The following is a 23,963-nucleotide window of genomic DNA, read 5'->3' as shown; positions in this document are numbered from 1 at the left end:
TGCATCCTTGCGGTCATGCACAGTCCATCATGCCTGGCGGCCATGTGTGGCGTGTTGATATCGGTCAAGCCCTTGACCTTAGCTGCGCATTCAGCGCAACGCGACAATCACCGCCCATTGCTCGGGCGTTACCGGCATGACCGACAGGCGGCTGCCTTTTTGCACCAGGGGCAACTCGACCAGACCGGCCTGCTGTTTCAGCCACCCCAGTTCCAGCACCCTTGGAAAGGTTTGTACGTGGGCCACATCCACCGCGCTCCACGGGTTCTTGTCGATCGTGGCCTTGGCATCGTGATAATGGCTTTCCGGGTCCAGCGCGGTCGGGTCCGGGTAGGCCGTGCGGGTGATTTTGGCAATGCCGGCGATGCCGGGTTGCGGGCAGCTGGAGTGGTAGAAGAAGAATTCGTCACCCACGCTCATGGCCCGCAGAAAATTACGCGCCTGATAGTTGCGCACGCCGTCCCAGCGCGCTTCGCCCAAGCGTGCGAGGGCTTCGATGGAGAGCTCGTCGGGCTCGGATTTCATCAGCCAGTAAGCCATGGATGCTGCTCCTGAAAAGGTTTGAAATAACCTGTTGCACGAAACCGACAGCCGGTTGGCGTCAAGGTTTGCGTGCGGACGCATGTTGTCGGAAAATGCGCCCCGTTTAAAGCGCGTGCGCCGGCGGTACTCAGAATATCGCCGAGTACTGAACAGTTTGCCTGGGGGGCAATCTTCGATGAATCAACGTAAAAAGCCGGATCTGCTGTGGATCCTGGTGTTCATTTTTGGCCTGGGTGTGGTCACTACCGGTTATGCGCAAGGGTTCTGGGAGCGCAAGCTGGACAACGCCTATCAGATGCCGGTCGACGCCAGCCAGCCACAACGTTGATACCCCCCGCTGGCGCCGCTCAACGTGGCGCCAGGTACCAGCCACGGTCCGAGACCGTGCCCTTCAGCGGTACATCCCAACTGGCCTGCGCCAGCCGCTCGACCTTCTGGCATTCATGCGCCAGCCCCAGCAGCAACGGTTTTTTCCAGGTTTGCCGACGCGCCTGGTAGGCCAGGCTGCGATCATAGAAGCCACCGCCCATACCCAAGCGGCCGCCCACTTCGTCAAAACCGACCAGCGGTAGCAGAATCAGATCCAGCGCCCAGATCGGCCGCTGGCGTTTGCGATCGATGATCGGCTCTGGAATACGGAAGCGGTTGGGCTTGAGCTTCTCACCCTGCTCAAAACGCTGGAACACCATGCGCGTGCGCGGCCAGGCGTGCAGCACCGGCAGGTAGGTGCACTTGCCGCGACGCTGGGCTTCGCGCATCAGCAGGCGAGGGTCGATTTCACCGTCGTTGGGCAGGTACAGGGCGATGTGGCGGGCGCGGCGGAACAAGGGGTGTTGCGCCAGTTGGCGGTACAGGCCGAGGGTGGCCTGGCGTTGCTGGGCAGGGGTAAGGGCGCGGCGGGCATTGCGAAGCAGGCGACGAAGCTGGGGGCGGGTGAGCGGCACGTTTTCGGTCATGGCACGGGCAATCCCAGATGTGCTGGCTTGGTACGAACAGTGCCTGCGCGGTGAATCGTCGTACAAAGCTTGAATAAAGTCGGCCAAAACGAATTGCCCGCCTTGGGGGGCGGGCAAGAAAATTCAGGCTCCCCGATAAGACCGCTATCGGTGTAGCCCTTGAACCCGAAAGTTCAAGGTGGAGATTGCAGGGGGCGTTAAGGCTTTCCGTCGGGCGGACATGCACACCGGCCCCAGCGTGCAACCCCCGTGGTTGTGCGTATCGGCTCAGGGACATAACCGACTGGCGCATCCCCCAGGGAGTGGCGCCAGTATACCAATCTCAGCCGATTTTGGTATCCGTGTCGTCGGACAAAGCCTTATCTACCCGATCCAGCAGGTCGCGCACCTGTTCGCGGTTTGTGCCGCTGACCGGCGCATCGTTGCGGTCTTCCTGGCGGTGCAGCATTTCGTGGGTAATGTTCAACGCCGCCATCACCGCGATGCGGTCGGCACCGATCACCTTGCCGCTGCTGCGGATCTCGCGCATCTTGCCGTCCAGGTAGCGCGCAGCGCTGACCAGGTTGTTGCGCTCTTCCGGCGGGCAGATGATCGAGTATTCCTTGTCGAGGATCTGCACGGTGACGCTATTGCTTGAACTCATGAGTCTTGCTCCAGAGCCTTGAGGCGTAAAATCATCGACTCGACTTTGCGCTTGGCGATCTCGTTCTTTTCGATGAGGTGGGCGCGCTCTTCGCGCCAGGATTTTTCCTGAGCTACTAGGAGTGCATTTTGCCGTTTTAGTTGCTCGACGCGTTCGATCAGCAACTCGAATCGGCTCATCAGTGCCTGCAGGTCGTTCTCTTGCGTGGGTTGCACTCGATTCGCTCCGTCGTTGAGTCACCTGGCGATGATGCCTCTCCCTGGGCGGCAACGGCCAGTGCCGATGGTCTTGGCGCGCCTGCCGGTGCTAGGATACAAGGTCTTCATTCTAGACATTGCGCCGTCTGGCGCCTAGCTGCCCATGCCCAATACTCAATCGCCCTACAACGCTTTCGCCATGCTGCTCTCGAGCAATGGCCATCCTGTCACCCCGGCCGAACTGCACGGCCTGCTGATTGGCCGCAGCTGCGCCGGCGCCGGCTTCGATGCCGATGCCTGGTTGGCCGATGCCGCCCAACTGCTGGAAATCGAGCCTGGTGACAGTGTCCGCAACGCCTTGGTCGGCTTGCAGGAAATGGTCAAGGGCGAGCTGACCAGCGACGACATGGCGATCGTCCTGCTGCTGCCTTCCGATGATGCTCCACTGAGCGACCGCGCCACCGCGCTGGGCCAGTGGTGCCAAGGCTTCGTGACCGGTTTCGGCCTGAACGCTGGCGGTAAGGACTTGTCCGATGAGGCCAAGGAAGTGCTGCAGGACCTGGTGGCCATTTCGCAGGTCCAGGAAGCGCTCGAAGAGTCCGAAGACGGCGAGAGCGACTACATGGAAGTCATGGAATACCTGCGTGTGGCGCCCCTGCTGCTGTTCTCCGAGCTGGCCAAGCCGGCCGCACCCGCACCCAAGCCCTCGCTGCACTGATCAACCAGGGGTAGTCTGCCCATGAGCCACATTCCCAAGGCCGAGTATGCCCGTCGGCGCAAGGCGCTGATGGCGCAGATGGTCCCCAACAGCATCGCCATTCTGCCCGCCGCCGCGGTTGCCATCCGCAACCGCGACGTCGAGCACGTGTACCGCCAGGACAGCGACTTCCAGTACCTCAGCGGCTTCCCGGAGCCCGAGGCGGTGATTGCTTTGATTCCAGGGCGCGAGCATGGCGAGTACGTGCTGTTCTGCCGTGAACGCAACCCCGAGCGCGAGCTGTGGGACGGCCTGCGGGCCGGCCAGGAAGGGGCGGTGCGCGATTTCGGCGCTGACGATGCCTTCCCCATCACGGATATCGACGAGATCCTGCCTGGCCTGATCGAAGGCCGCGAGCGGGTCTACAGCGCCATGGGCAGCAACCCGGAGTTCGACCGCCGGCTGATGGACTGGATCAACGTGATCCGCTCCAAGGCACGCCTGGGCGCCCAGCCACCGAACGAGTTCGTTGCGCTGGATCATCTGCTGCATGATATGCGCCTGTATAAATCGGCGGCGGAAGTGAAGGTGATGCGTGCTGCTGCAGACATTTCTGCGCGTGCCCATGTGCGGGCCATGCAGGCCTGCCGCGCCGGGCTGCACGAGTACAGCCTGGAAGCCGAGCTGGACTACGAATTCCGCAAGGGCGGGGCGAAGATGCCGGCCTACGGCTCGATCGTTGCGGCCGGGCGCAATGGCTGCATCCTGCACTATCAACAGAACGATGCGCCGCTCAAGGATGGCGACCTGGTGCTGATCGACGCCGGCTGCGAAATCGACTGCTATGCCAGCGACATCACCCGCACCTTCCCGGTCAGTGGGCGGTTTTCGCCCGAGCAGAAGGCCATCTACGAGCTGGTGCTCAAGGCTCAGGCGGCGGCGTTTGCCGAAATAGCCCCCGGCAAGCACTGGAACCACGCCCATGAGGCGACCGTGCGGGTCATCACCGCGGGCCTGGTGGAGCTGGGCTTGCTCGAAGGTGATGTGCAGGCGCTGATCGACAGCGAAGCCTATCGCGCCTTCTACATGCACCGCGCCGGGCACTGGCTGGGCATGGATGTGCATGACGTGGGCGAGTACAAGGTGGGCGGCGAGTGGCGGGTGCTGGAACCCGGCATGGCGCTGACCGTGGAGCCGGGTATCTACATTGGCGCCGACAATCAGGCCGTGGCCAAAAAGTGGCGCGGCATTGGGGTAAGGATCGAGGACGACGTGGTAGTGACCAGGCAAGGTTGTGAAATCCTGACTTCGGGCGTGCCGCGTACCGTCGCCGAGATCGAGGCGCTGATGCAGGCTGCCCGCAAGGCCGTGGCATGAGCCGGGTAAACCTGGCGATTATCGGCGGTGGCCTGGTTGGCGCAAGCCTGGCGTTGGCCCTGCAGGCCGGCGCCAAGGCGCGCGGCTGGAAGATCCTGCTGATCGAGCCGTTCGCCCCCGGCGACAGCTACCAGCCCAGCTACGATGCGCGCTCGTCGGCATTGTCCTTCGGCACCCAGCAGATTTATCAGCAACTGGGCCTGTGGCAGGTCATCGGCCGCCGCGCCGAGCCTATTCGCCAGATTCACGTGTCCGACCGTGGTCGCTTTGGCGCCACCCGCCTGGATGCCCTGGAAGAGGGCGTACCGGCGCTGGGTTACGTGGTGGAAAACGCCTGGCTCGGCCAGTGCTTGTGGCAAGGGCTGGACAGCGAGGTGGTGAGCTGGCGCTGCCCGGCCGAAGTGACCTCGATGCAGGCCATCGAACGCGGTTACCGCCTGCGGCTGAACGACGACACCCAGCTGGAATGTGACCTGGCGGTACTGGCCGATGGTGGCCGCTCTGGCCTGCGCGAGCAGTTGGGTATCCATGTACGCCACACGCCTTACCAGCAGAGCGCGTTGATCGCCAACATTACCCCGGGTGAGGCCCACGGCGGCCAGGCTTTCGAGCGCTTCACCGAAGAGGGCCCCATGGCCTTGCTGCCGTTGCCGGAAAACCGCTGCGCACTGGTGTGGACCCGCCAGGGCATGGATGCGCGGCGCTTGGCCGACATCGACGAGCGCAGCTTCCTGCGCGAACTGCAGGGGGTGTTCGGCTACCGCTTGGGCGCGCTGCGCCAGGTAGGCGCACGGCACCTCTACCCGCTGTCCTTGATCGAGGCCCAGGAGCAGGTGCGGCCGCACCTGGTGGTGCTGGGCAACGCAGCACACAGCCTGCACCCCATCGCGGGCCAGGGTTTCAATCTGTCGTTGCGTGACGTGCAGTCCCTGGCCGAGGCGCTGCTGGCGGGGCCACAGCAGCCTGGCGACCTGACCACGCTGCAGGCCTATCACCAGCGCCAGCGCCTGGACCAGGCGATGACCATCGGCTTCTCTGACCAGGTCACCCGCCTGTTTGGCAGCAATCAGCCGTTGCTGGCTGCCGGGCGCAACCTTGGCCTGCTTGGGCTCGACCTGCTGCCACCGGCAAAAAGCTGGTTCGCCCGCCAGGCCATGGGCCTGGGCACCCGCCCTGATCCGCGGGGCCAGGCATGAGCAACCCGCGTAAACTGGCGCGTCGGGCGCGCATGCTGCGCTGGATGCTGAACCTCTACCCACCATACCTGGGTGCCGGTATCCGTGTGCAGCACATCAGCCCGGACCTGCGTAGCGTCAAGGTGGCGATGAAACTGACTCGCTGGAACCGCAATTACGTCGGTACCCAGTTCGGTGGCAGCCTGTATGCCATGGTCGATCCGTTCTACATGCTGCTGTTGATCGAGCAGCTGGGGCGTGACTACATCGTCTGGGACAAGGCCGCCAGCATCGATTTCATCTCGCCGGGCAAAGGCCCGGTGTATGCCGAATTCCACGTCGATGATGCGCTGCTGCAGGAAATCCGCCAGCAGGCCGCCACCGGCAAGAAATGCCTGCCGCGTTTGCAGGTCGATATCCGCGATGGCGCCGGCGAGTTGGTGGCGCGGGTCGATAAAACCCTATACGTGCGGCTCAAGCCGCAAGCGAGGCTGGCGTAAGGCATGGACATGCGCGCAGATCTGTTGATTGTGGGTGCCGGTATGGTCGGCAGCGCCCTGGCCTTGGCGTTGCGCCACAGTGGCCTGCAAATTTTGTTGCTCGACGGTGGCCCGCTGACGGTCGTACCCTTCGATGCCCAGGCCCCGTTCGAGCCGCGTGTCAGCGCGCTATCGGCGGCCAGCCAGCGCATCCTCGAGCGCCTTGGCGCCTGGGATGGCATTGCCCAGCGGCGCGCCACGCCGTATTCCGACATGCATGTGTGGGATGGCAGCGGCACCGGTCAGATTCACTTCTCGGCGGCCAGTGTGCATGCCCAGGTGCTCGGCCATATCGTCGAGAACCGGGTGGTGCAGGACGGCCTGCTGGAGCGCCTGCACGACAGCGACATCGGCCTGCTGGCCAATGCGCGGCTGGAGCAATTACGCCGCTCTGGCGATGAGTGGCTGCTGACGTTGGCCGATGGCCGGCAACTGCGTGCACCGTTGGTGATCGCCGCCGACGGTGCCAATTCGGCGGTGCGGCGTCTGGCCGGCTGCGAAACCCGCGAATGGGACTACCTGCACCATGCCATTGTCACCAGCGTGCGTTGCAGCGCCGGGCACCAGGCCACGGCCTGGCAGCGCTTCACTGACGAAGGGCCATTGGCCTTTTTGCCCTTGAGCCGCGATGGCCAGCAAGACTGGTGCTCAATCGTATGGTCGACCACTCCGGAGCATGCCGAGCAGCTGATGGCGATGGATGAAGCGGCCTTCCTGCAAGCCCTCGGGCGTGCCTTCGAGGGCCGCCTGGGCGACGTGTTGCAGGCCGACCCAAGGGTATGCGTGCCGCTGCGTCAGCGCCACGCCAAGCGCTATGTGGGTGAAGGCCTGGCATTGATTGGCGATGCCGCGCACACCATCCACCCGCTGGCCGGGCAGGGTGTGAACCTCGGCTTCCTCGACGCGGCGGTGCTGGCCGAGGTGCTGGTCAATGCTTGCGAGCGCGGCGAGAGACTGGCCGATGTGAAGGTGTTGAGCCGTTACGAGCGCCGGCGCATGCCACACAACCTGGCGTTGATGGCGGCGATGGAGGGCTTCGAGAGGTTGTTCCAGGCCGATCCGCTGCCGTTGCGCTGGTTGCGCAACAGCGGGTTGAAACTGGTGGAGCAGATGCCGGAGGCCAAGGCGCTGTTTGTGCGCCAGGCGTTGGGTTTGAGTGGTGACCTGCCTGATCTGGCCAAGGCTTGAGAGTGGCGGGGCCGCTTTGCGGCCCTTTCGCGACACAAGGCCGCTCCCACAGCGTGGCGCAATCACCTGTGGCAGTCCTTTGCAACATCCGGTAACGCCTAGGTAGGTGAGCCAGAAAATGGGATTCACTACCATTCGCACCTCTCATACGATCGAGGAGTGCTTAAAATGTTGCCACGCAAGCCCCTACTGGCCGCCTTGGCCCTGACCCTGTTCGGCGGCACTGCCCAGGCAGCGGACGAAGTGGTGGTGTACTCCTCGCGCATCGACGAGCTGATCAAGCCGGTGTTCGATGCCTATACCGCCAAGACCGGGGTCAAGATCAAGTTCATCACCGATAAGGAAGCCCCGCTGATGCAGCGCATCAAGGCCGAGGGCGACAACGGCGTGGCCGACCTGCTGCTGACCGTCGATGCAGGCAACCTGTGGCAGGCCGAGCAGATGGGCATCCTGCAGCCGATCAAGTCCGACGTCATCGACCAGAACATCCCGTCGCAGTACCGCGCCTCGTCCCATGACTGGACCGGCCTGAGCCTGCGTGCCCGCACCATCATCTACTCCACCGAGCGGGTCAAACCCGAGGAGTTGAGCACCTACGAAGCCCTGGCTGACAAACAGTGGGAAGGCCGTCTGTGCCTGCGTACGGCCAAGAAGGTGTACAACCAGTCGCTGACCGCCACCCTGATCGAAACCCACGGTGAGGCCAAGACCGAGCAAATCGTCAAAGGGTGGGTCAACAACCTGTCCACCGATGTGTTCTCCGACGACAACGCGGTGATCCAGGCCATCGAGGCCGGGCAGTGTGATGTGGGCGTGGTCAACACCTACTACTACGGCCGTCTGCACAAGCAGAACCCGAACCTGCCGGTGAAGATCTTCTGGCCCAACCAGGGTGACCGTGGTGTGCACGTGAACCTGTCGGGCATTGGCCTGACCAAGCATGCGCCACACCCGGAGGCCGCGAAGAAACTGGTGGAATGGATGACCGGCGAAGAAGCGCAAAAGCTGTTTGCTGATATCAACCAGGAGTTCCCGGCCAACCCGAAGGTGAAGCCATCGGAGGAAGTGGCGGCGTGGGGCAGCTTCAAGGCCGACAGCATTCCGGTGGAAATTGCCGGCAAGCGCCAGGCTGAAGCCATTCGCCTGATGGATCGGGCTGGCTACAACTAAGCGCCAGGCCTTATCCTCTTTGGGCCCGTTAGGGCCCTTTCGCGGGTAAACCCGCTCCTACGGGATCTGCACTGCCTTGCGCGGTCCCCGTAGGAGCGGGTTTACCCGCGAACGACCGCGCAGCGGTCGCAATCGCACTCGAGATTTCAGCCTTGCCCCACACCCCCCAACGCCGCTGGTACCTCCCGGTCTCCCTGATCGCCGCCTTGGTGCTGCTGCCCCTGAGCGTGCTGCTGTTGTCCTGGCAATCCATCGACCTGCAGATCTGGTCCCACCTGCTCGACACCCAGATGGGGCGCCTGCTCGGCAATACCCTGACCCTGGTGGTGGGTGTGGGTGTGGGTGTCACCGTGCTGGGCGTCAGCCTGGCCTGGCTCACCAGCCTCTGCGACTTCCCCGGTCGACGCTGGCTGGACTGGGCGCTGATGCTACCGTTCGCCATCCCGGCCTACGTGCTGGCATTCGTCTTCGTCGGCCTGCTGGACTTTGCCGGCCCGGTGCAAAGCGCCCTGCGCGAGGTGTTCGGGCCAATGCGCCTGCCTCGTGTGCGTTCCACTGGTGGGGTAATCACCGTCCTGGTGCTGGTCTTCTATCCCTATGTCTACTTGTTGGCGCGCACGGCTTTTCTGGCTCAGGGCAAGGGCCTGATGGAGGCGGCGCGGGTACTTGGGTTATCGCCCCTGCAGGCTTTCTGGCGGGTGGCCTTACCCATGGCTCGGCCGGCGATCGGTGCCGGTATCGCCCTGGCGCTGATGGAAACCCTGGCCGACTTCGGTGCAGTGGCCGTATTCAACTTCGACACCTTCACCACGGCCATCTACAAGACCTGGTACGGCTTTTTCAGCTTGTCCAGTGCGGCCCAGTTGGCCAGCCTGCTGCTGCTGGCGGTGATGCTGGTGCTGTACGGCGAGCGCCGCGCCCGCGGTGCCAGCCGAAGCGGCAACGAACGGCCGCGCGCGCAGGCGCTGTATCACCTGCGCGGCCTCAAGGCGCTGCTGGCCAGTGGCTGGTGCCTGCTGGTGTTTGCCTGCGCTTTCGTCATCCCGCTGCTGCAGTTGCTGGTGTGGTTCTGGCAACGCGGTCGGCATGACCTGGATGAGCGTTACGTCGGCCTGGTGCTGCACACCCTGTACCTGGGCAGCATGGCGGCGCTGGTCACGGTATGCGTGGCGCTGCTGCTGGCCTTCGCCCGGCGCCAGGCACCGACGGGCGGAATCCGCGCCGGGGTTGGCCTGGCCAATCTGGGGTATGCCCTGCCCGGTTCGGTGTTGGCGGTATCGATCATGCTGGCCTTCAGTTACCTCGACAACCACCTGGTCATCCCGCTGTCCAGCTGGATGGGCGGCGCCGGCAAGCCGCTGCTGCTAGGCAGCCTCTCGGCGTTGCTGCTGGCCTACCTGGTGCGCTTCATCGCGGTGGCCTACGGGCCGCTGGAGAGCAGCCTGGAGCGCATCCGCCCGTCACTCCCTGAAGCCTCGCGCAGCCTGGGTGTTGGCGGCGCAAGATTGTTTTTCAAGGTGTATCTGCCGCTGCTGGTGCCGGGGGCACTTAGCGCCGCGCTGCTGGTGTTCGTCGATGTGCTCAAAGAAATGCCCGCCACCTTGCTGATGCGGCCGTTCGGCTGGGACACCCTCGCCGTGCGGGTGTTCGAGATGACCAGCGAAGGCGAGTGGGCGCGCGCCTCGCTGCCGGCACTGACCTTGGTATTGGTGGGGCTGCTGCCGGTCATCGGCCTGATTCGCCGTTCGGCACGTCGACCCGGTCACAGTCACTGAGGATGTCAGTTTGCGACCTTGCGGCTACAATGCGCGGCATTCGCGCGGCGGGTGTGAGTAACAAGAAAAGCTGACGACCCAACGTCATCGACCGCCGCCGCTTCGCCACGCCCGGAAGGAGAAACCCATGGGACAGCGCACGCTTTTGTATGACCTGCACCTGGCGCTAGGCGCCAAGACGGTCGATTTCGGTGGCTGGGACATGCCCCTGCACTATGGCTCGCAGGTCGAGGAGCACCACCAGGTGCGCAGCGATTGCGGCGTCTTCGATGTCTCCCATATGACCGTGATCGATGTCGACGGCACTGATGCCACCGTTTGGCTGCAGCGCTTGCTGGCCAACGATGTGGCCCGCCTCGACGACACCGGCAAGGCGCTGTATAGCCCACTGCTGAACGAACAGGGCGGTGTAATCGATGATCTGATCGTCTACCGCACGGAAACCGGCTATCGCCTGGTCAACAACGCCGCCACCCGTGCCAAGGTGCTCGATTGGCTGCAATCGCAGCGTGCCGGGTTTTCCGTGGACTTCCAGGTCCGCCCTGATCTGGCCATCCTTGCCATCCAGGGGCCGCGGGCCCGCGAAAAGGTCGCGGCCCTGCTCAGCCCCGCGCGCGCTGCACTCATCCGCGAACTGCGCCCGTTCGAGGGCGTTGCTGACGGCGACTGGTTCATTGCCCGCACCGGCTATACCGGTGAGGACGGCTTGGAGATCATCTTCCCGGGCGATCAGGCGGTGGCCTTCTTCAACGACCTGGTCGGCGCCGGTATCGCCCCAAGCGGCCTGGGCGCCCGCGATACCCTGCGCCTGGAAGCCGGCATGAACCTGTACGGCCAGGACATCGACGAAAACCACACCCCGCTCACCTCCAACCTGGGCTGGAGCATCGCCTGGGAACCGGCCGAGCGCGACTTCATCGGCCGTGTCGGCCTGCTTGCGGAAATCGAGCACGGCGTGCAGGAAAAACTGGTGGGTCTGGTGCTGGAAGAGCGCGGTGTACTGCGCGCCCATCAGGTCGTGCGTGTAGCCGGCATTGGCGAAGGGGAGATCACCAGTGGTAGTTTCTCGCCTACGCTGAGCAAGTCCATTGCGTTGGCGCGCGTGCCTATGGCTACCGGTGATCGGGCCGAGGTGGAAATTCGCGGCAAGTGGTATCCGGTGCGGGTGGTCAAACCGACCTTCGTGCGCCACGGCAAGATCCTGATCTGAACAATTTATAACCGGCGGGCGTACCGCTGAGCCAATCGAGGAATTCAAGACATGAGCAATATCCCCGCCGAACTGCGTTTTGCCGAAAGCCATGAGTGGGCTCGCCTGGAAGCCGACGGCAGCGTGACCGTGGGTATCAGCGATCACGCCCAGCAAGCCTTGGGTGATGTGGTGTTCGTCGAACTGGCTGAAGTCGGCAAAGTGTTTGGCGCTGGCGACGCTGCAGGTGTGGTGGAGTCGGTCAAGGCCGCTTCGGACATCTATGCCCCGGTCGGTGGCGAAGTGATTGCGGTCAACGAAGAGCTGGCCGATAGCCCGGAACTGCTCAACGAAGAGCCTTACGGTTCGTGGATCTTCAAATTGAAGCCAAGCAACCCGGCCGAGCTGGACAACTTGCTGGATGCGGCTGGCTACCAGGCGCTGATTGGCGAGTAAGACCGCGTCGCTTGCTTCGCGGCTAAAGCCGCTCCTACACAGGTACAGCGCTGCATTCGAGACCGGTGCAGCCCCTGTAGGAGCGGCTTCAGCCGCGAAGAGGCCGGGCCTGCAGACAAGTTTCCCCGCACAATCGGCAATCCCTTCCTAGACTTGTAAGTCTCCATGAGGCCTGGTCTAGGAAGAGAGCGTCGTCATGTCCCAGTCGCCATCCCTGCATCAACTGCAAGAGCTCAACCCATTTCTGCGCCGCCACCTGGGCCCCGATGCCACAGAGCAGCAGGCCATGCTCAACGCGCTGGGTATCGCCAGCCGCAACGAGCTGATCGAGCAGACCGTTCCCCCAGACATCCGCCTCAATCGCCCCCTCGACCTCCCTGCGGCACTGGACGAGCAAGCCGCCCTGGCCAAGCTGGCCGGTTATGCCGAACAGAACCAGGTCTGGACCAGCCTCATCGGCATGGGCTACCACGGTACCATCACCCCCACGGTCATCCTGCGCAACGTGCTGGAAAACCCCGGTTGGTACACCGCCTACACGCCCTACCAACCCGAAATTGCCCAAGGCCGGCTGGAGGCGCTGCTGAACTTCCAGCAAATGGTCATCGACCTCACCGGCCTGCCTCTGGCCAATGCCTCGCTGCTTGATGAAGCCACCGCTGCCGCCGAAGCCATGGCCCTGGCCAAGCGGGTGGCACGCAACAAGAGCAACGCCTTCTTCGCCGACGAGCACTGCCACCCGCAGACCCTTTCGGTACTCAAGACCCGCGCCGAGGGGTTCGGCTTCGAGCTGATCGTCGATTCTGTGGATAACCTTGCCAAACACTCGGTGTTCGGCGCTTTGCTGCAGTACCCCGACACCCACGGCGAAGTGCGCGATTTGCGCCCGCTGATCGACCAGTTGCACGGCCAACAGGCCTTGGCCTGCGTAGCCGCTGACCTGCTGAGCCTGGTGGTGCTGGCACCGCCCGGAGAGCTGGGCGCCGATGTGGTGCTGGGCTCGACCCAGCGCTTTGGTGTGCCGATGGGCTACGGCGGGCCTCACGCGGCCTATTTCGCCTGTCGCGACGACTACAAGCGAGCCATGCCGGGGCGCATCATCGGCGTGTCCCGCGATGCCCGTGGCAACACCGCATTACGGATGGCCCTGCAAACCCGCGAGCAGCATATTCGCCGCGAAAAGGCCAACTCCAACATCTGCACGGCCCAGGTGCTGTTGGCCAACATTGCCGGCTTCTACGCGGTGTACCACGGCCCGGAAGGCCTGCAACGCATTGCGCAGCGTGTGCACCGGCTGACCTTCATCCTGGCTGCCGGCCTTGAGGCCAAAGGCATCAAACGCCTCAATCAGCACTTCTTCGACACCCTTACCCTGAATGTTGGTGGTGCCCAGGCGGCCATCATTGAAAGCGCCGAGGCCGCGCACATCAATTTGCGCATTCTCGGTCGCGGGCACCTGGGGGTGAGCCTGGACGAAACCTGCACCGAACAGACGGTGCTGCGCCTGCTCGACATCTTCCTGGGGGTGGATCATGGCCTGGAAATCACCGCCCTCGACCAGCTGGCCCTGCCTGAAGGCATCCCCGCCAGCCTGGTGCGACGCACGCCATTCCTCGCCCACCCCGTGTTCAACCTGCATCACAGCGAAACAGAGATGCTGCGCTACCTCAAGCAGCTAGAGAACAAGGACCTGGCGCTGAACCAGTCGATGATTCCGCTGGGCTCGTGCACCATGAAGCTCAACGCCACCAGTGAGATGATCCCCATCACCTGGCCCGGTTTTGCCCAGCTGCACCCGTTCGCTCCGGCGGCCCAGGCGGCAGGCTACAAGGCGATGATCGACGAACTGGAAAGCTGGCTGTGCGCGATCACCGGCTTCGATGCGATCTGCATGCAGCCCAACTCCGGTGCTCAGGGTGAATACGCCGGCCTGATGGCCATTACGCGCTATCACCGCAGCCGCCATCAGCCGATGCGCACGTTGTGCCTGATCCCTTCGTCGGCCCACGGCACCAACCCGGCGTCGGCACAGATGGCCGGCATGGACGTGGTGATCGTCGATTGCGACAACGATGGCAACGTCGACCTGGCTGACCTCAAAGCCAAGGCGCACGCGGCCGGGGAGCGTCTGTCGTGCCTGATGATTACCTACCCTTCGACCCACGGTGTGTACGAGGAAGGGATACGCGAAATCTGCGATGTGGTGCACCAGCACGGCGGCCAGGTTTACATGGACGGTGCCAACCTCAATGCCCAGGTGGGCCTGGCGCGCCCCGCAGACATTGGGGCCGATGTTTCACACATGAACCTGCACAAGACGTTCTGCATTCCCCACGGCGGTGGCGGCCCGGGTATGGGGCCGATCGGTATCCGCGCGCACCTCAAGCCGTTCGTCGCCAGCCACCCGGTGGTGCCGGTGCCTGGGCTGGACCCGAACAACAGCGCGGTCAGCGCCGCGCCCTGGGGCAGCGCAAGCATCTTGCCGATCAGCTGGATGTATATCGCCATGATGGGCCCGCAGCTGGCCGACGCCAGCGAGGTGGCCATCCTTTCGGCCAACTACCTGGCCAGCCAGTTGGGCGCGGCGTTCCCGGTGCTCTACCGCGGCCGCAACCAGCGCGTGGCGCATGAATGCATCCTCGACCTGCGGCCGTTGAAAGCGCTGACAGGCATCAGCGAAGAGGACGTGGCCAAGCGCCTGATGGACTATGGCTTCCACGCACCGACCATGTCGTTCCCGGTGCCGGGCACGCTGATGGTGGAGCCGACCGAGAGTGAATCGAAGGCCGAGCTGGACCGGTTCGTCGAGGCGATGCTGGCGATTCGGGCGGAAATTGACGAAGTACAGCAGGGCAACTGGCCAGCGGAGAACAACCCGCTGAAGCATGCACCGCATACCTTGGCTGATGTGCTGGGGGGGTGGGACAGGCCGTATAGCCTGGAGCAGGCGGTGGCCCCCAGTGCTCACGTGCGCCAGCACAAATACTGGCCGGCGGTGAACCGGGTAGACAACGTGTATGGGGACAGGAATCTGTTCTGTGCGTGTGTGCCGGTGGAGGCTTATCGCTGAGGTAGGTGTTGGATGCTTCGCGGGTGCCTGTAGGAGCGGGTTTACCCGCGAAGCAGGCGACGCAGTTACTCGGCTACTGCATTTTTGGCCAGGATGGCATTGGCCAACTCCATGTCGGAAGCCTGCATCCCTGGGTTCTCTGCCCGTGCCTCGCGCATGGCCGCTTCCAGGAACGGCCCGCGGATGGCGCCTTCGCTGGCGACGAAGCTGCTGGCGTCATCCTGCGCGGCCACTACCAGCTTGTGATCCCGCGAGGTCAGGTAGCTCGATGCCGTGGTAGCACCGGAAGTCATCACGTTACGCCAGAAGGTATCGGCCATGGCCGAGCCAAGAGGCAGCGAAAGCAAGGTAGCGGCGGCAATGGCGGTTTTGAGACGCATGTTGAAACACCTCGAAGGGTGATGGTTGAAGATGCGCGCTTGGATCTTTTCGGGCGAGGCAAGTTCCTTGAATACAAAGGACTTTTCGTCAGTTGCAGACGCGCAGCACTTCCTCGGCACGGGTCTGCCCAGCGGCCACTTTGGCCTCGCCGCAATGGCGCAGGTCAACCAGGCCATCGGCCAGTGCCTGTTGCCGCAATCGGGTCAGGTCGGCATGAGGGCCGATCAATGCACGCAAGGTGTCGCTGGGCTCGAGCAGTTCGAATAATCCTGTGCGCCCCTGAAAACCGGTGCCGCGGCAGGCTCGGCAGGTGGCTGATGAACCTGCCTGGCAGTCGGTGCAGACGGTTCGCACCAGGCGCTGGGCCATCACCCCGATAAGCGTCGCCTTGATCAGGTAGTCGGCCACACCCAGCTCTTGCAAGCGGGTAATTGCTGCACAGGCGTCGTTGGTATGCAGGGTCGACAGTACCAGGTGCCCGGTCAGCGCTGCCTGAACTGCCACCAGTGCGGTTTCGCGGTCGCGAATTTCACCGATCATGATGATATCGGGATCTTGGCGCAGCATGGCCCTGACCGCGTTGGCAAACCCCAGGTCCAGCGCGGGCTGCACCTGCAGCTGGTTGAAGGCAGGCTCCAGGCGCTCGATCGGGTCTTCGATGGTGCACAGGTTGACCTGTGGGGTGGCCAGCAGTTTGAGGCTGGTGTACAGCGTGCTGGTTTTGCCGGAACCGGTGGGGCCGGTGACCAGGATGATGCCTTGGCGCTGACGTAGCAGGCGCTGCCATTGGGCCAGTTGCTGGCCGTGCAGGCCAAGGCGGTCGAAGCCCTCTTGCAACTGGTGCGGGTCGAACAGGCGCAGCACCAGTTTCTCGCCAAACGGGGTGGGCAGGGTCGAAAGCCGCAGCTCCACTTCGCCACCACCGGGCAGGCGGCTTTGCAACCGGCCGTCCTGCGGCCGGCGTTTCTCGGCAACGTCCATGCGCCCCAGGTGTTTCAGGCGGCTGACGAGGGCCAGGGTGACCCCGGCGGGGAAGGCATAGACGGTGTGCAGCAGGCCATCGATGCGGTAGCGCAGCTGGCCCTGTTCGCGGCGCGGTTCCAAGTGGATATCGCTGGCGCGTTGCTCAATGGCGTACTGCAGCAGCCAGTCGACGATATGCACAATGTGTGCGTCGTCTGCGCTGGCCTCGGCCTGGCGTTTGCCCAGCTCCAGCAATTGCTCAAGTTCCCCCAGGCTGGCCGACTGCTGGTATTGCGCGCCTTTTACCGACTGGGCCAGGCGGTGGAACGACTGCGCTGACTCACGGATCTGCTGCGGGCTGGCCAGTACGCGACGGATCGACCGGCCGAGGCTACGGGCCAGGTCGGCCTGCCAGTCATCCTGGAAAGGCTGGGCGCTGGCGACGGTGACGCTGGAGGCATCGGCCGCGACGATGAGGATGCCGTGGCGCTGGGCGAAGGCTGGGGAGATCAGGCCGGTGACCTGGGGCAGGTCGAGTTGCATGGGGTCGATGCGCAGGTAGGGTTGGCCGACCTTGTCGGCCAGCCATTGGCAAAGGTACTCCAGGTCCAGAGGCTGACCAGGGTGCTGGCGGTTTTCCAGGCTGCAGGCGGCGATGTGTTCCAGCGGGTGGCTAGCGGGGTGGGCAGCGGCGTGTTCGAGTACTTGCAGGGTATCGCTGGCGTGCAGGTGCTGGTCAGCGAGCAGGGCCTGGAGCACTCGCTTGAGGTCGAGTGCCGGATTGTCGGGGGTATGCATGGGTGGCGTCCGTGCCTGATTGGGTAGTGCTGATCAAGGCTAGCCGGGCGGTGGGAGGCTATCGGAGGTGAAAGGTTTCGGGATTTTGCTGCGCCTGTTCCGGACGCTTCGCGGGTGAACCCGCTCCTACAGGGATCGCACGGGCCTTGAGTGCTATGCGGTACAGGCCCGGGAGAGAGGGGGTTCAGACCACTGCCAACGCCACTCGCTGCAAGTTGGTCAGGCTCACCTCACCCACACACACCAGGTTACGCAGTTTCTGTGCAATGACCTCGGCCCGGTGCCAGCTCAACCCGCCAATGCCGATTTCGATATCCAGCCAGTCATCCTGCTGGCTGACCTGCACGCTATGCGGGGTCAGGAACTGCAAGGCGAACAGGTTGAGCACCCGGCACAGGCTATCGGGCTCGGCCTCGGCCTGCAGGCGATAGTGCACGGTGCTGTGGGCGTTGGTGGCGGCCCAGGCGTCGGTACGGGGCTGTGCGTTCATGCTGGTCTCCGCAAATGAGGGAGAAATTCTTGCACGTTGGTGGCGGTTTTTTTTCGCTATTATTGGGTGATTTCGCCTTATTGGTGAATTCTTTTATTCAAAAAAATCTGATGTGGAGAATAAACAATGCACAGCGAGCTGGACGCCTACGACCGTCGCATCCTCGAACTGCTGCAGGAGGACGCTTCGCTGTCCAGTGCACAGATCGCCGAGCGCGTCGGGCTGTCGCAATCGCCGTGCTGGCGGCGCATTCAGCGCTTGAAGGAAGAGGGGGTGATTCGGGGGCAGGTGACCTTGCTGGACCGCAAGAAGGTCGGCCTGAACACGCAGATTTTCGCCGAAGTGAAACTGAACGCCCACGGGCGCTCCAACTTCACCGAGTTCACCGAGGCGATCCGCGGGTTCCCTGAGGTGCTGGAGTGTTATGTACTGATGGGGGCTGTGGACTTTCTGCTGCGCATCGTCACGTCTGACATCGAGGCCTACGAGCGGTTCTTCTTCGAAAAACTGTCGAACGTGCCGGGGATTCAGGAGGTGAATTCGATTGTGGCGCTTTCCGAGATCAAGTCCACCACTAGCCTGCCGCTATCGCGTTGAGGCCATTCGCGGGTAAACCCGCTCCTACATCGGTGAGGCCATTCGCGGGTGGACCCGTTCCTACACTGGCCCCACGCCTGGCGCGGATCGTACGTAGGAGCGGGTTTACCCGCGAAGCAGGCGACGCGGTATCACGCCTTGAGCAGGTGCTTCCAGCCGCGGCTCTGGTCCACCGCCCGAGCCTGTTCGATACGCGCTTCCAGCACTTCATCGCTGATAGGCTGCTCGGCCAGCTCGTGCAGCTTTTTCAGGTCGCCGTACAAGCGGTCCATTTGCGGCGCTTCCAGCACCTGGCGGGCGTGGTGCAGCCAAGCCAGAAGTTGCTCGATACGTGGCAGCTGCTCAGCCAGGTCTTCCGGGCGCTGGGTGTACAGCGGCAGCTTCAGCGCGCGGCCTTCCTCGCCCAGCAGGTGACCCAGCCAGCTGGCCAACTGCGCCTTGCCCTGGCGTTCGCCGCGGCCCTTGCGCTCTGTGGTCCAGGTCCGGGCCATCAGCCAGCGTGAGGTTTCCAGCGAGAACTGGCCCCAGCGTACGTCTTCCAGTTCTTCGGCGAACTGCTCGGGCGCGGCGCGACGGATGTCTTCGTCATCGTTGCCGGCCTGAACCAGCGGGCGCCAGTCTTCAAGCAAGGCATCAAGGCTGGCGCGCAGGTCGCGGGTGGTGGCGCGCGGTGCTGCCTGGCCCAGGCTGGCGGTGAGTGCGCGCAGCTCGCTCAGGCACTCGACCCAGTCCTGGAGCAGGCGCCAGTGACCGTTGTGGCGGTACTGCTCGGCCAGGCGCTGGCTGCTGCCCAGCAGTTGCCAGGCGAGGGCGGCATAGGCGTCGTCCAAGGCCATTTCGGCTTCCAGCGCGGTGTGCGGCAGGTCCAGCTCGTAGCTGTCCGGTTCCAGCAGGCGGTAACCGCGCTCAGCCTTGCTGATGTCGCACGGCATCAGTGGCAGGCTGGCGGCCAGTTCTGCAGCCAGTTCCAGCAGTGCTTGCGGTTCACCTTCACGCAGCTCCAGCTCCAGCTCGCAGATCTCTTCCTTGCGCTTGCCGGCGATCACGAAGCCTTGGTCCAGCGCGGCCTCGATCACCACCTTGCTCTTGCCACGGCCCCAGGCGATTTCAGCGTATTCACGGCTGAAGTCGGTGGTGAACAGCGGCTTGATGGTTTTCTTGTCCAGGTTGGCCAGTTGCTCTGGCCAGCAGGTGGCGTCCAGCTTCTTCAGGTCGAGCTTGACCTTGTCCAGGTTCCATTCGTACTCGTTGCGCTCGGACAGGCCAGCCACGCTCTGACCGCGGCACTTGAGGGTTTGGATGACAGCGTCGCCATCGCGGCGCAGGCGCAGGGCGACACGGGCGGCGGACAGCTCACGCTCGGGGGTGTCGAAGTACTGGTTGAGCAGTTCACGGGTCTGCCAGCCGGACTTGTTGCGCTTTTTCAGCAGAGGGTGCTCGCGCAGTGCGGCAAGGGTCTCGCGGCTGGCGCGGAGCTTCAGTTCGGTTTCTTTGTGCATCACAGACTCGAAAGAGGGGGGCGTGGTTGGCAGAGAGTCTACAGCAGTCAGCCCTCAACGGTTTATTCCAGACAGCGGATAGTCCTATGATGGGCAACGTTTCCGAGGAGTACGCGCATGCCGTTGCCGACGCTGAAAGACCAGTTTGCCGCCTTGATCGCCGCGCCTTCGGTCAGCTGTACCCAACCTGCGCTGGACCAGTCCAACCGCCAGGTTATCGACCTGTTGGCCGGTTGGCTCGGCGACCTGGGTTTCAAGTGCGATATCCAGCAGGTCAGCCCCGGCAAGTTCAACCTGCTGGCCAGCCGTGGCACCGGCCCGGGAGGGCTGGTGCTGGCCGGGCACAGCGATACCGTGCCCTATGACGAACAGCTGTGGGCCAGCGACCCGCTGAAGCTGACCGAGACCGATGGCCGTTGGGTCGGCCTGGGCAGCTGCGACATGAAGGGCTTCTTCGCCCTGGTCATCGAAGCGGTCATCCCGCTGCTGGAGCACGACTTCAAGGAGCCGCTGCTGATCCTTGCCACCTGCGATGAAGAAAGCTCCATGTCCGGCGCCCGTGCCCTGGCCGAGGCCGGCCAGCCACTGGGGCGTGCAGCGGTCATCGGTGAGCCTACCGGGCTGCGGCCGATCCGCATGCACAAGGGCATCCTCATGGACCGCATCGACATCCTCGGGCGCAGTGGCCATTCGTCGGATCCAAGCCTGGGCCGCAGCGCCATGGAAGCCATGCATGCGGTCATGGGCGAGCTGATGGGCCTGCGCCAGCACTGGCAAAACACCTATAGCAACCCCCAATTCACCGTGCCGACCCCGACCATGAACTTCGGCTGCATCCACGGCGGTGACAATCCCAACCGCATCTGCGGCCAGTGCGCCCTGGAGTTCGACCTGCGGCCGCTGCCGGGCATGGACGTGGACCAGCTGCGCGCGGCCATTCGCGAAAAGCTGGTACCCGTGGCCGAGCGCCATGAGGTGCGCATCGACTATGCACCGCTGTTCCCGGAGGTGCCGCCGTTCGAGCAGGCTGCCGATGTCGAACTGGTACAGGTCGCGGAGCGCCTGACCGGCCATCGCGCTGAAGCGGTGGCGTTCGGCACCGAAGCACCTTATCTTCAGCAACTGGGCTGCCAGACCATCGTGCTGGGCCCTGGCGACATTGCCTGCGCCCACCAGCCCGGCGAATACCTTGAAATGTCACGAATCGAGCCTACCGTGCGTCTATTGCGTGACCTGATCCGGCACTATTGCCTGCACTAAACGTCAATCGAACTGATTCGTTCCTGCCTAGAGGAGACCGCGCGTGACCGCAAGCCTGTTCCGACGATGATCCTGAACGCCCCCTGCATCGCCGTTCTCCGTCCACTTATCCACAGGCCCTGTCATGCCCGATTACGTCAACTGGCTGCGTCATGCATCCCCTTATATCAATGCCCATCGCGACTGCACCTTTGTGGTCATGCTCCCTGGCGATGGGGTGGAACACCCTAATTTCGGCAACATCGTCCACGACCTGGTGCTGCTGCACAGCCTGGGCGTGCGCCTGGTGCTGGTGCATGGCTCGCGCCCGCAGATCGAAAGCCGGCTGGCCGATCGCGGCCTGACGCCGCACTATCACCGGGGCATGCGTATTACTGATGCGGCCACCCTGGACTGCGTGATCGATGCCGTCGGCGCCCTGCGCCTGGCCATTGAAGCGCGGCTGTCGATGGACATCGCCGCTTCGCCCATGCAGGGCTCGCGCCTGCGCGTGGCCTCCGGCAACCTGGTCACTGCGCGGCCGATCGGCGTGCTCGAAGGCGTGGACTACCACCACACTGGCGAAGTGCGCCGCGTCGACCGCAAGGGCATCAGCCGCCTGCTCGACGAGCGCTCTATCGTGCTGTTGTCGCCCTTGGGCTACTCGCCTACCGGTGAAATCTTCAACCTGGCCTGCGAAGACGTGGCTACCCGCGCGGCCATCGAACTGGGTGCCGACAAATTGTTGCTGTTCGGCGCCGAGCCGGGCCTGTTGGACGCTGACGGTAGGCTGGTGCGTGAACTGCGCCCGCAGCAGGTTGCTCCGCATCTGCAGCGTCTAGGCAGCGACTACCAGGGCGAACTGCTGGATGCTGCGGCCGAGGCTTGCAAAGGCGGTGTGGCGCGCAGCCATATCGTCAGCTATGCCGAGGACGGCGCGCTGCTCACCGAGCTGTTCACCCGGGGCGGTGGCGGTACGCTGGTGTCGCAGGAGCAGTTCGAAGTGGTGCGCGAGGCGACCATCGAGGACGTCGGTGGCCTGCTGGAGTTGATCAGCCCGCTGGAAGAGCAGGGCATCCTGGTGCGCCGTTCGCGCGAAGTGCTGGAGCGAGAGATCGAGCAGTTCAGCGTGGTCGAGCGCGAGGGCATGATCATCGCCTGTGCGGCGCTGTACCCGATTGCCGATTCCGAGGCCGGGGAGCTGGCTTGCCTGGCGGTGAACCCAGAGTACCGCCATGGCGGACGTGGCGATGAGCTGCTGGAACGCATCGAGAGCCGGGCACGGCAGATGGGTTTGAGTACTTTGTTCGTGCTGACTACGCGCACTGCGCACTGGTTTCGCGAGCGCGGCTTTGCGCCCAGTGGCGTGGAGCGGCTGCCGGCGGCGCGGGCTTCGCTGTACAACTACCAGCGCAATTCGAAGATTTTCGAGAAGCCCCTGTAAGCCTGGGCCGCCCTCTTCGCGGGCACGCCCGCTCCCACAGGTAAGCCACAGGCTTCAGCCCTCGAAATTACCCTGTGGGAGCGGGCGAGCCCGCGAAGAGGGCGACACCGGTCTCAAACAAAAACGCCGCCCTTGAGGGGCGGCGTTTTCGTTTACACGGTATGCAGGTACCAGTTGTACTCGAGGTCGGAGATCGAGTGCTCGAACTCTTCCAGCTCGCTTTCCTTGCACGCGACAAAGATGTCGATGTACTTCGGATCGATGTACTTGTTCAGGATTTCGCTGTCGTCCAGCTCGCGCAGGGCATCGCGCAGGTTGTTCGGCAGGCTCTGCTCCAGCTGCTCGTACGAGTTGCCTTCGATCGGCTCGCCCGGTTCGATCTTGTTGGTCAGGCCGTGGTGCACGCCCGCCAGCACCGCAGCCATCATCAGGTACGGGTTGGCGTCGGCACCGGCCACGCGGTGCTCGATGCGCACGGCGTCCGGCGAGCCGGTCGGTACGCGCAGGGCCACGGTGCGGTTGTCCAGGCCCCAGCTTGGCGCGTTCGGTACGTAGAACTGCGCGCCGAAGCGGCGGTACGAGTTGACGTTCGGGCAGAGGAACGCCATGGACGCGGGCAGGGTCTCGAGCACACCGCCGACAGCGTGACGTAGCGCGGCGTTCTGCTCGGGATCCTCGCTGGTGAAGATGTTGTTGCCATCTTTGTCCAGCACGGAAATGTGTACATGCAGGCCGTTACCAGCCTGGCCCGGGTAGGGCTTGGCCATGAAAGTGGTGTCCATTTCATGGTCGTAGGCGATGTTCTTGATCAACCGCTTGAGCAGTACCGCGTAATCGCAGGCCTTGAGCGGGTCGGGCACGTGGTGCAGGTTGACTTCGAACTGCGCCGGGGCGCTTTCCTTGACGATGGCGTCGGCCGGGATGCCTTGCTCCTTCGCGCCTTCGAGGATGTCCTGCAGGCAGTCGGCATACTCGTCGAGGTCGTCGATCAGGTACACCTGGGTCGACTGCGGGCGCTTGCCCGAGATTGGCGAGCGCGGCGGCTGCGGGCGGCCATTCACGTTCTCCTGGTCGATCAGGTAGAACTCCAGCTCGAATGCGGCGCAGATGGTCAGGCCCATATCGGTGAACTTGCTCACCACCTGGCGCAGCACTTCACGCGGGTCGGCGAAGAACGGCTCGCCTTCCAGCTCGTGCATGGTCATCAGCAGCTGGGCGGTAGGGCGTTTTTGCCACGGCTCATTACAGAGCGTGTCGGGGATTGGATAGCAGATGCGGTCAGCATCGCCGATGTCCAGGCCCAGCCCGGTGCTTTCGACGGTGGAACCGTTGATGTCCAGGGCAAAGAGGGAGGCCGGCAGATTGATGCCTTTCTCGTAAACCTTGTGGAGGCTGGTGCGCTCTATGCGCTTGCCACGCACCACACCATTCATATCTGCAATCAGAAGGTCAACGTAGAGAACCTCAGGATGTTCCTTAAGGAACGCGTTCGCTTCGTTAAGCTGAACGGCACGCGGGGGTACCGACATGATGCAACACCTTTGTTGTTAAAAATATCAATCAAGGGGGGCTTGCAG

At 63.6% G+C, this 23,963-nt stretch carries 23 protein-coding genes and 1 other RNA gene; 14 read left to right on the top strand and 10 right to left on the bottom strand.

What is annotated here, in order from left to right; genetic code table 11:
* Nucleotides 1-90: 90 nt before the first annotated feature.
* Nucleotides 91-540 (bottom strand): EVE domain-containing protein, encoded by a 450-nt coding sequence (locus tag REH59_RS27690; RefSeq protein WP_014861351.1) that lies wholly within the window; start codon nucleotides 538-540, stop codon nucleotides 91-93.
* A gap of 178 nt (nucleotides 541-718) precedes the next feature.
* On the opposite strand from REH59_RS27690, the gene REH59_RS27685 reads away from it, so the two are divergent.
* Nucleotides 719-871 (top strand): hypothetical protein, encoded by a 153-nt coding sequence (locus REH59_RS27685; protein WP_003253683.1) that lies wholly within the window; start codon nucleotides 719-721, stop codon nucleotides 869-871.
* A gap of 19 nt (nucleotides 872-890) precedes the next feature.
* Here REH59_RS27685 and REH59_RS27680 read toward each other — a convergent pair whose 3' ends face one another.
* The 4 genes from REH59_RS27680 to REH59_RS27665 form a co-directional block, all read right to left on the bottom strand.
* Complete coding sequence (locus REH59_RS27680; RefSeq protein WP_003253685.1) at nucleotides 891-1,499, bottom strand: 5-formyltetrahydrofolate cyclo-ligase; 609 nt, start codon at nucleotides 1,497-1,499, stop codon at nucleotides 891-893.
* Nucleotides 1,500-1,624: 125 nt separating this feature from the next.
* A non-coding RNA gene (ssrS, locus tag REH59_RS27675) (6S RNA) lies at nucleotides 1,625-1,804 on the bottom strand.
* Between the two features lie 17 nt (nucleotides 1,805-1,821).
* On the bottom strand, nucleotides 1,822-2,142 hold the full coding sequence (locus REH59_RS27670; protein ID WP_003253687.1) for a cell division protein ZapA: 321 nt from the start codon (nucleotides 2,140-2,142) through the stop codon (nucleotides 1,822-1,824).
* Nucleotides 2,139-2,321: a TIGR02449 family protein gene (locus REH59_RS27665; RefSeq protein WP_029886233.1), complete on the bottom strand. Its 183-nt coding sequence runs from the start codon at nucleotides 2,319-2,321 to the stop codon at nucleotides 2,139-2,141. The genes REH59_RS27670 and REH59_RS27665 overlap by 4 nt, the downstream gene beginning before the upstream one ends.
* A gap of 181 nt (nucleotides 2,322-2,502) precedes the next feature.
* On the opposite strand from REH59_RS27665, the gene REH59_RS27660 reads away from it, so the two are divergent.
* From REH59_RS27660 to gcvP, 10 genes are all read left to right on the top strand, one after another.
* A complete protein-coding gene (locus tag REH59_RS27660; RefSeq protein ID WP_014861353.1) occupies nucleotides 2,503-3,057 on the top strand; it encodes a YecA family protein in 555 nt (184 codons plus the stop codon).
* Between the two features lie 21 nt (nucleotides 3,058-3,078).
* Nucleotides 3,079-4,413 (top strand): Xaa-Pro aminopeptidase, encoded by a 1,335-nt coding sequence (pepP, locus tag REH59_RS27655; protein ID WP_003253692.1) that lies wholly within the window; start codon nucleotides 3,079-3,081, stop codon nucleotides 4,411-4,413.
* A complete protein-coding gene (gene ubiH, locus REH59_RS27650; RefSeq protein ID WP_003253694.1) occupies nucleotides 4,410-5,609 on the top strand; it encodes a 2-octaprenyl-6-methoxyphenyl hydroxylase in 1,200 nt (399 codons plus the stop codon). Before pepP ends, ubiH begins: the two co-directional genes overlap by 4 nt.
* On the top strand, nucleotides 5,606-6,088 hold the full coding sequence (locus REH59_RS27645; RefSeq protein ID WP_003253696.1) for a DUF4442 domain-containing protein: 483 nt from the start codon (nucleotides 5,606-5,608) through the stop codon (nucleotides 6,086-6,088). Before ubiH ends, REH59_RS27645 begins: the two co-directional genes overlap by 4 nt.
* 9 nt (nucleotides 6,089-6,097) lie before the next feature.
* Nucleotides 6,098-7,315 (top strand): 2-octaprenyl-3-methyl-6-methoxy-1,4-benzoquinol hydroxylase, encoded by a 1,218-nt coding sequence (locus REH59_RS27640; protein ID WP_162996151.1) that lies wholly within the window; start codon nucleotides 6,098-6,100, stop codon nucleotides 7,313-7,315.
* 168 nt (nucleotides 7,316-7,483) lie between these two features.
* Nucleotides 7,484-8,485 carry an extracellular solute-binding protein gene (locus tag REH59_RS27635; RefSeq protein ID WP_003253699.1) on the top strand — a complete coding sequence of 334 codons (1,002 nt, stop codon included), beginning with the start codon at nucleotides 7,484-7,486 and terminating at the stop codon, nucleotides 8,483-8,485.
* Between the two features lie 152 nt (nucleotides 8,486-8,637).
* Nucleotides 8,638-10,260 carry an ABC transporter permease gene (locus tag REH59_RS27630; protein ID WP_019752724.1) on the top strand — a complete coding sequence of 541 codons (1,623 nt, stop codon included), beginning with the start codon at nucleotides 8,638-8,640 and terminating at the stop codon, nucleotides 10,258-10,260.
* A 127-nt stretch (nucleotides 10,261-10,387) separates the two neighbouring features.
* Entirely contained in the window at nucleotides 10,388-11,470 is a 1,083-nt protein-coding gene (gene gcvT / locus REH59_RS27625; RefSeq protein WP_003253703.1) for a glycine cleavage system aminomethyltransferase GcvT, read from the top strand.
* A 51-nt stretch (nucleotides 11,471-11,521) separates the two neighbouring features.
* Nucleotides 11,522-11,905 (top strand): glycine cleavage system protein GcvH, encoded by a 384-nt coding sequence (gene gcvH / locus REH59_RS27620; RefSeq protein ID WP_014754789.1) that lies wholly within the window; start codon nucleotides 11,522-11,524, stop codon nucleotides 11,903-11,905.
* A gap of 196 nt (nucleotides 11,906-12,101) precedes the next feature.
* Nucleotides 12,102-14,975, top strand: coding sequence for an aminomethyl-transferring glycine dehydrogenase (gene gcvP, locus REH59_RS27615; protein ID WP_014861355.1), 2,874 nt, complete (start codon nucleotides 12,102-12,104; stop codon nucleotides 14,973-14,975).
* A gap of 65 nt (nucleotides 14,976-15,040) precedes the next feature.
* On the opposite strand, the gene REH59_RS27610 is transcribed toward gcvP, so the two are convergent.
* From REH59_RS27610 to REH59_RS27600, 3 genes are all read right to left on the bottom strand, one after another.
* The gene (locus REH59_RS27610) at nucleotides 15,041-15,355 is read right to left on the bottom strand and encodes a DUF2388 domain-containing protein (protein ID WP_003253711.1); all 315 of its coding nucleotides are present in this window, start codon (nucleotides 15,353-15,355) and stop codon (nucleotides 15,041-15,043) included.
* 88 nt (nucleotides 15,356-15,443) lie between these two features.
* Complete coding sequence (locus tag REH59_RS27605) at nucleotides 15,444-17,117, bottom strand: GspE/PulE family protein (RefSeq protein WP_014861356.1); 1,674 nt, start codon at nucleotides 17,115-17,117, stop codon at nucleotides 15,444-15,446.
* Between the two features lie 184 nt (nucleotides 17,118-17,301).
* Entirely contained in the window at nucleotides 17,302-17,607 is a 306-nt protein-coding gene (locus tag REH59_RS27600; protein ID WP_003253715.1) for a hypothetical protein, read from the bottom strand.
* A 126-nt stretch (nucleotides 17,608-17,733) separates the two neighbouring features.
* Between REH59_RS27600 and REH59_RS27595 the strand changes: the two genes are divergently transcribed.
* On the top strand, nucleotides 17,734-18,204 hold the full coding sequence (locus REH59_RS27595; RefSeq protein WP_003253717.1) for an Lrp/AsnC family transcriptional regulator: 471 nt from the start codon (nucleotides 17,734-17,736) through the stop codon (nucleotides 18,202-18,204).
* 131 nt (nucleotides 18,205-18,335) lie between these two features.
* Here REH59_RS27595 and REH59_RS27590 read toward each other — a convergent pair whose 3' ends face one another.
* Nucleotides 18,336-19,703, bottom strand: coding sequence for an inorganic triphosphatase (locus REH59_RS27590; protein WP_014861357.1), 1,368 nt, complete (start codon nucleotides 19,701-19,703; stop codon nucleotides 18,336-18,338).
* Nucleotides 19,704-19,820: 117 nt separating this feature from the next.
* On the opposite strand from REH59_RS27590, the gene argE reads away from it, so the two are divergent.
* Nucleotides 19,821-20,963, top strand: coding sequence for an acetylornithine deacetylase (gene argE, locus REH59_RS27585; RefSeq protein ID WP_014861358.1), 1,143 nt, complete (start codon nucleotides 19,821-19,823; stop codon nucleotides 20,961-20,963).
* A gap of 124 nt (nucleotides 20,964-21,087) precedes the next feature.
* Complete coding sequence (gene argA / locus REH59_RS27580; protein ID WP_003253723.1) at nucleotides 21,088-22,386, top strand: amino-acid N-acetyltransferase; 1,299 nt, start codon at nucleotides 21,088-21,090, stop codon at nucleotides 22,384-22,386.
* Nucleotides 22,387-22,538: 152 nt separating this feature from the next.
* Here argA and REH59_RS27575 read toward each other — a convergent pair whose 3' ends face one another.
* Nucleotides 22,539-23,915, bottom strand: coding sequence for a glutamine synthetase family protein (locus REH59_RS27575; protein ID WP_003253725.1), 1,377 nt, complete (start codon nucleotides 23,913-23,915; stop codon nucleotides 22,539-22,541).
* Nucleotides 23,916-23,963: the final 48 nt, after the last annotated feature.

Origin of the sequence: Pseudomonas sp. BO3-4 (genome assembly GCF_034044115.1) — a bacterium.
Classification (GTDB): domain Bacteria; phylum Pseudomonadota; class Gammaproteobacteria; order Pseudomonadales; family Pseudomonadaceae; genus Aquipseudomonas; species Aquipseudomonas alloputida.
The sequence above is the reverse complement of the archived record's forward strand: the minus strand, read 5'-3'. Positions and strand labels throughout refer to the sequence as shown.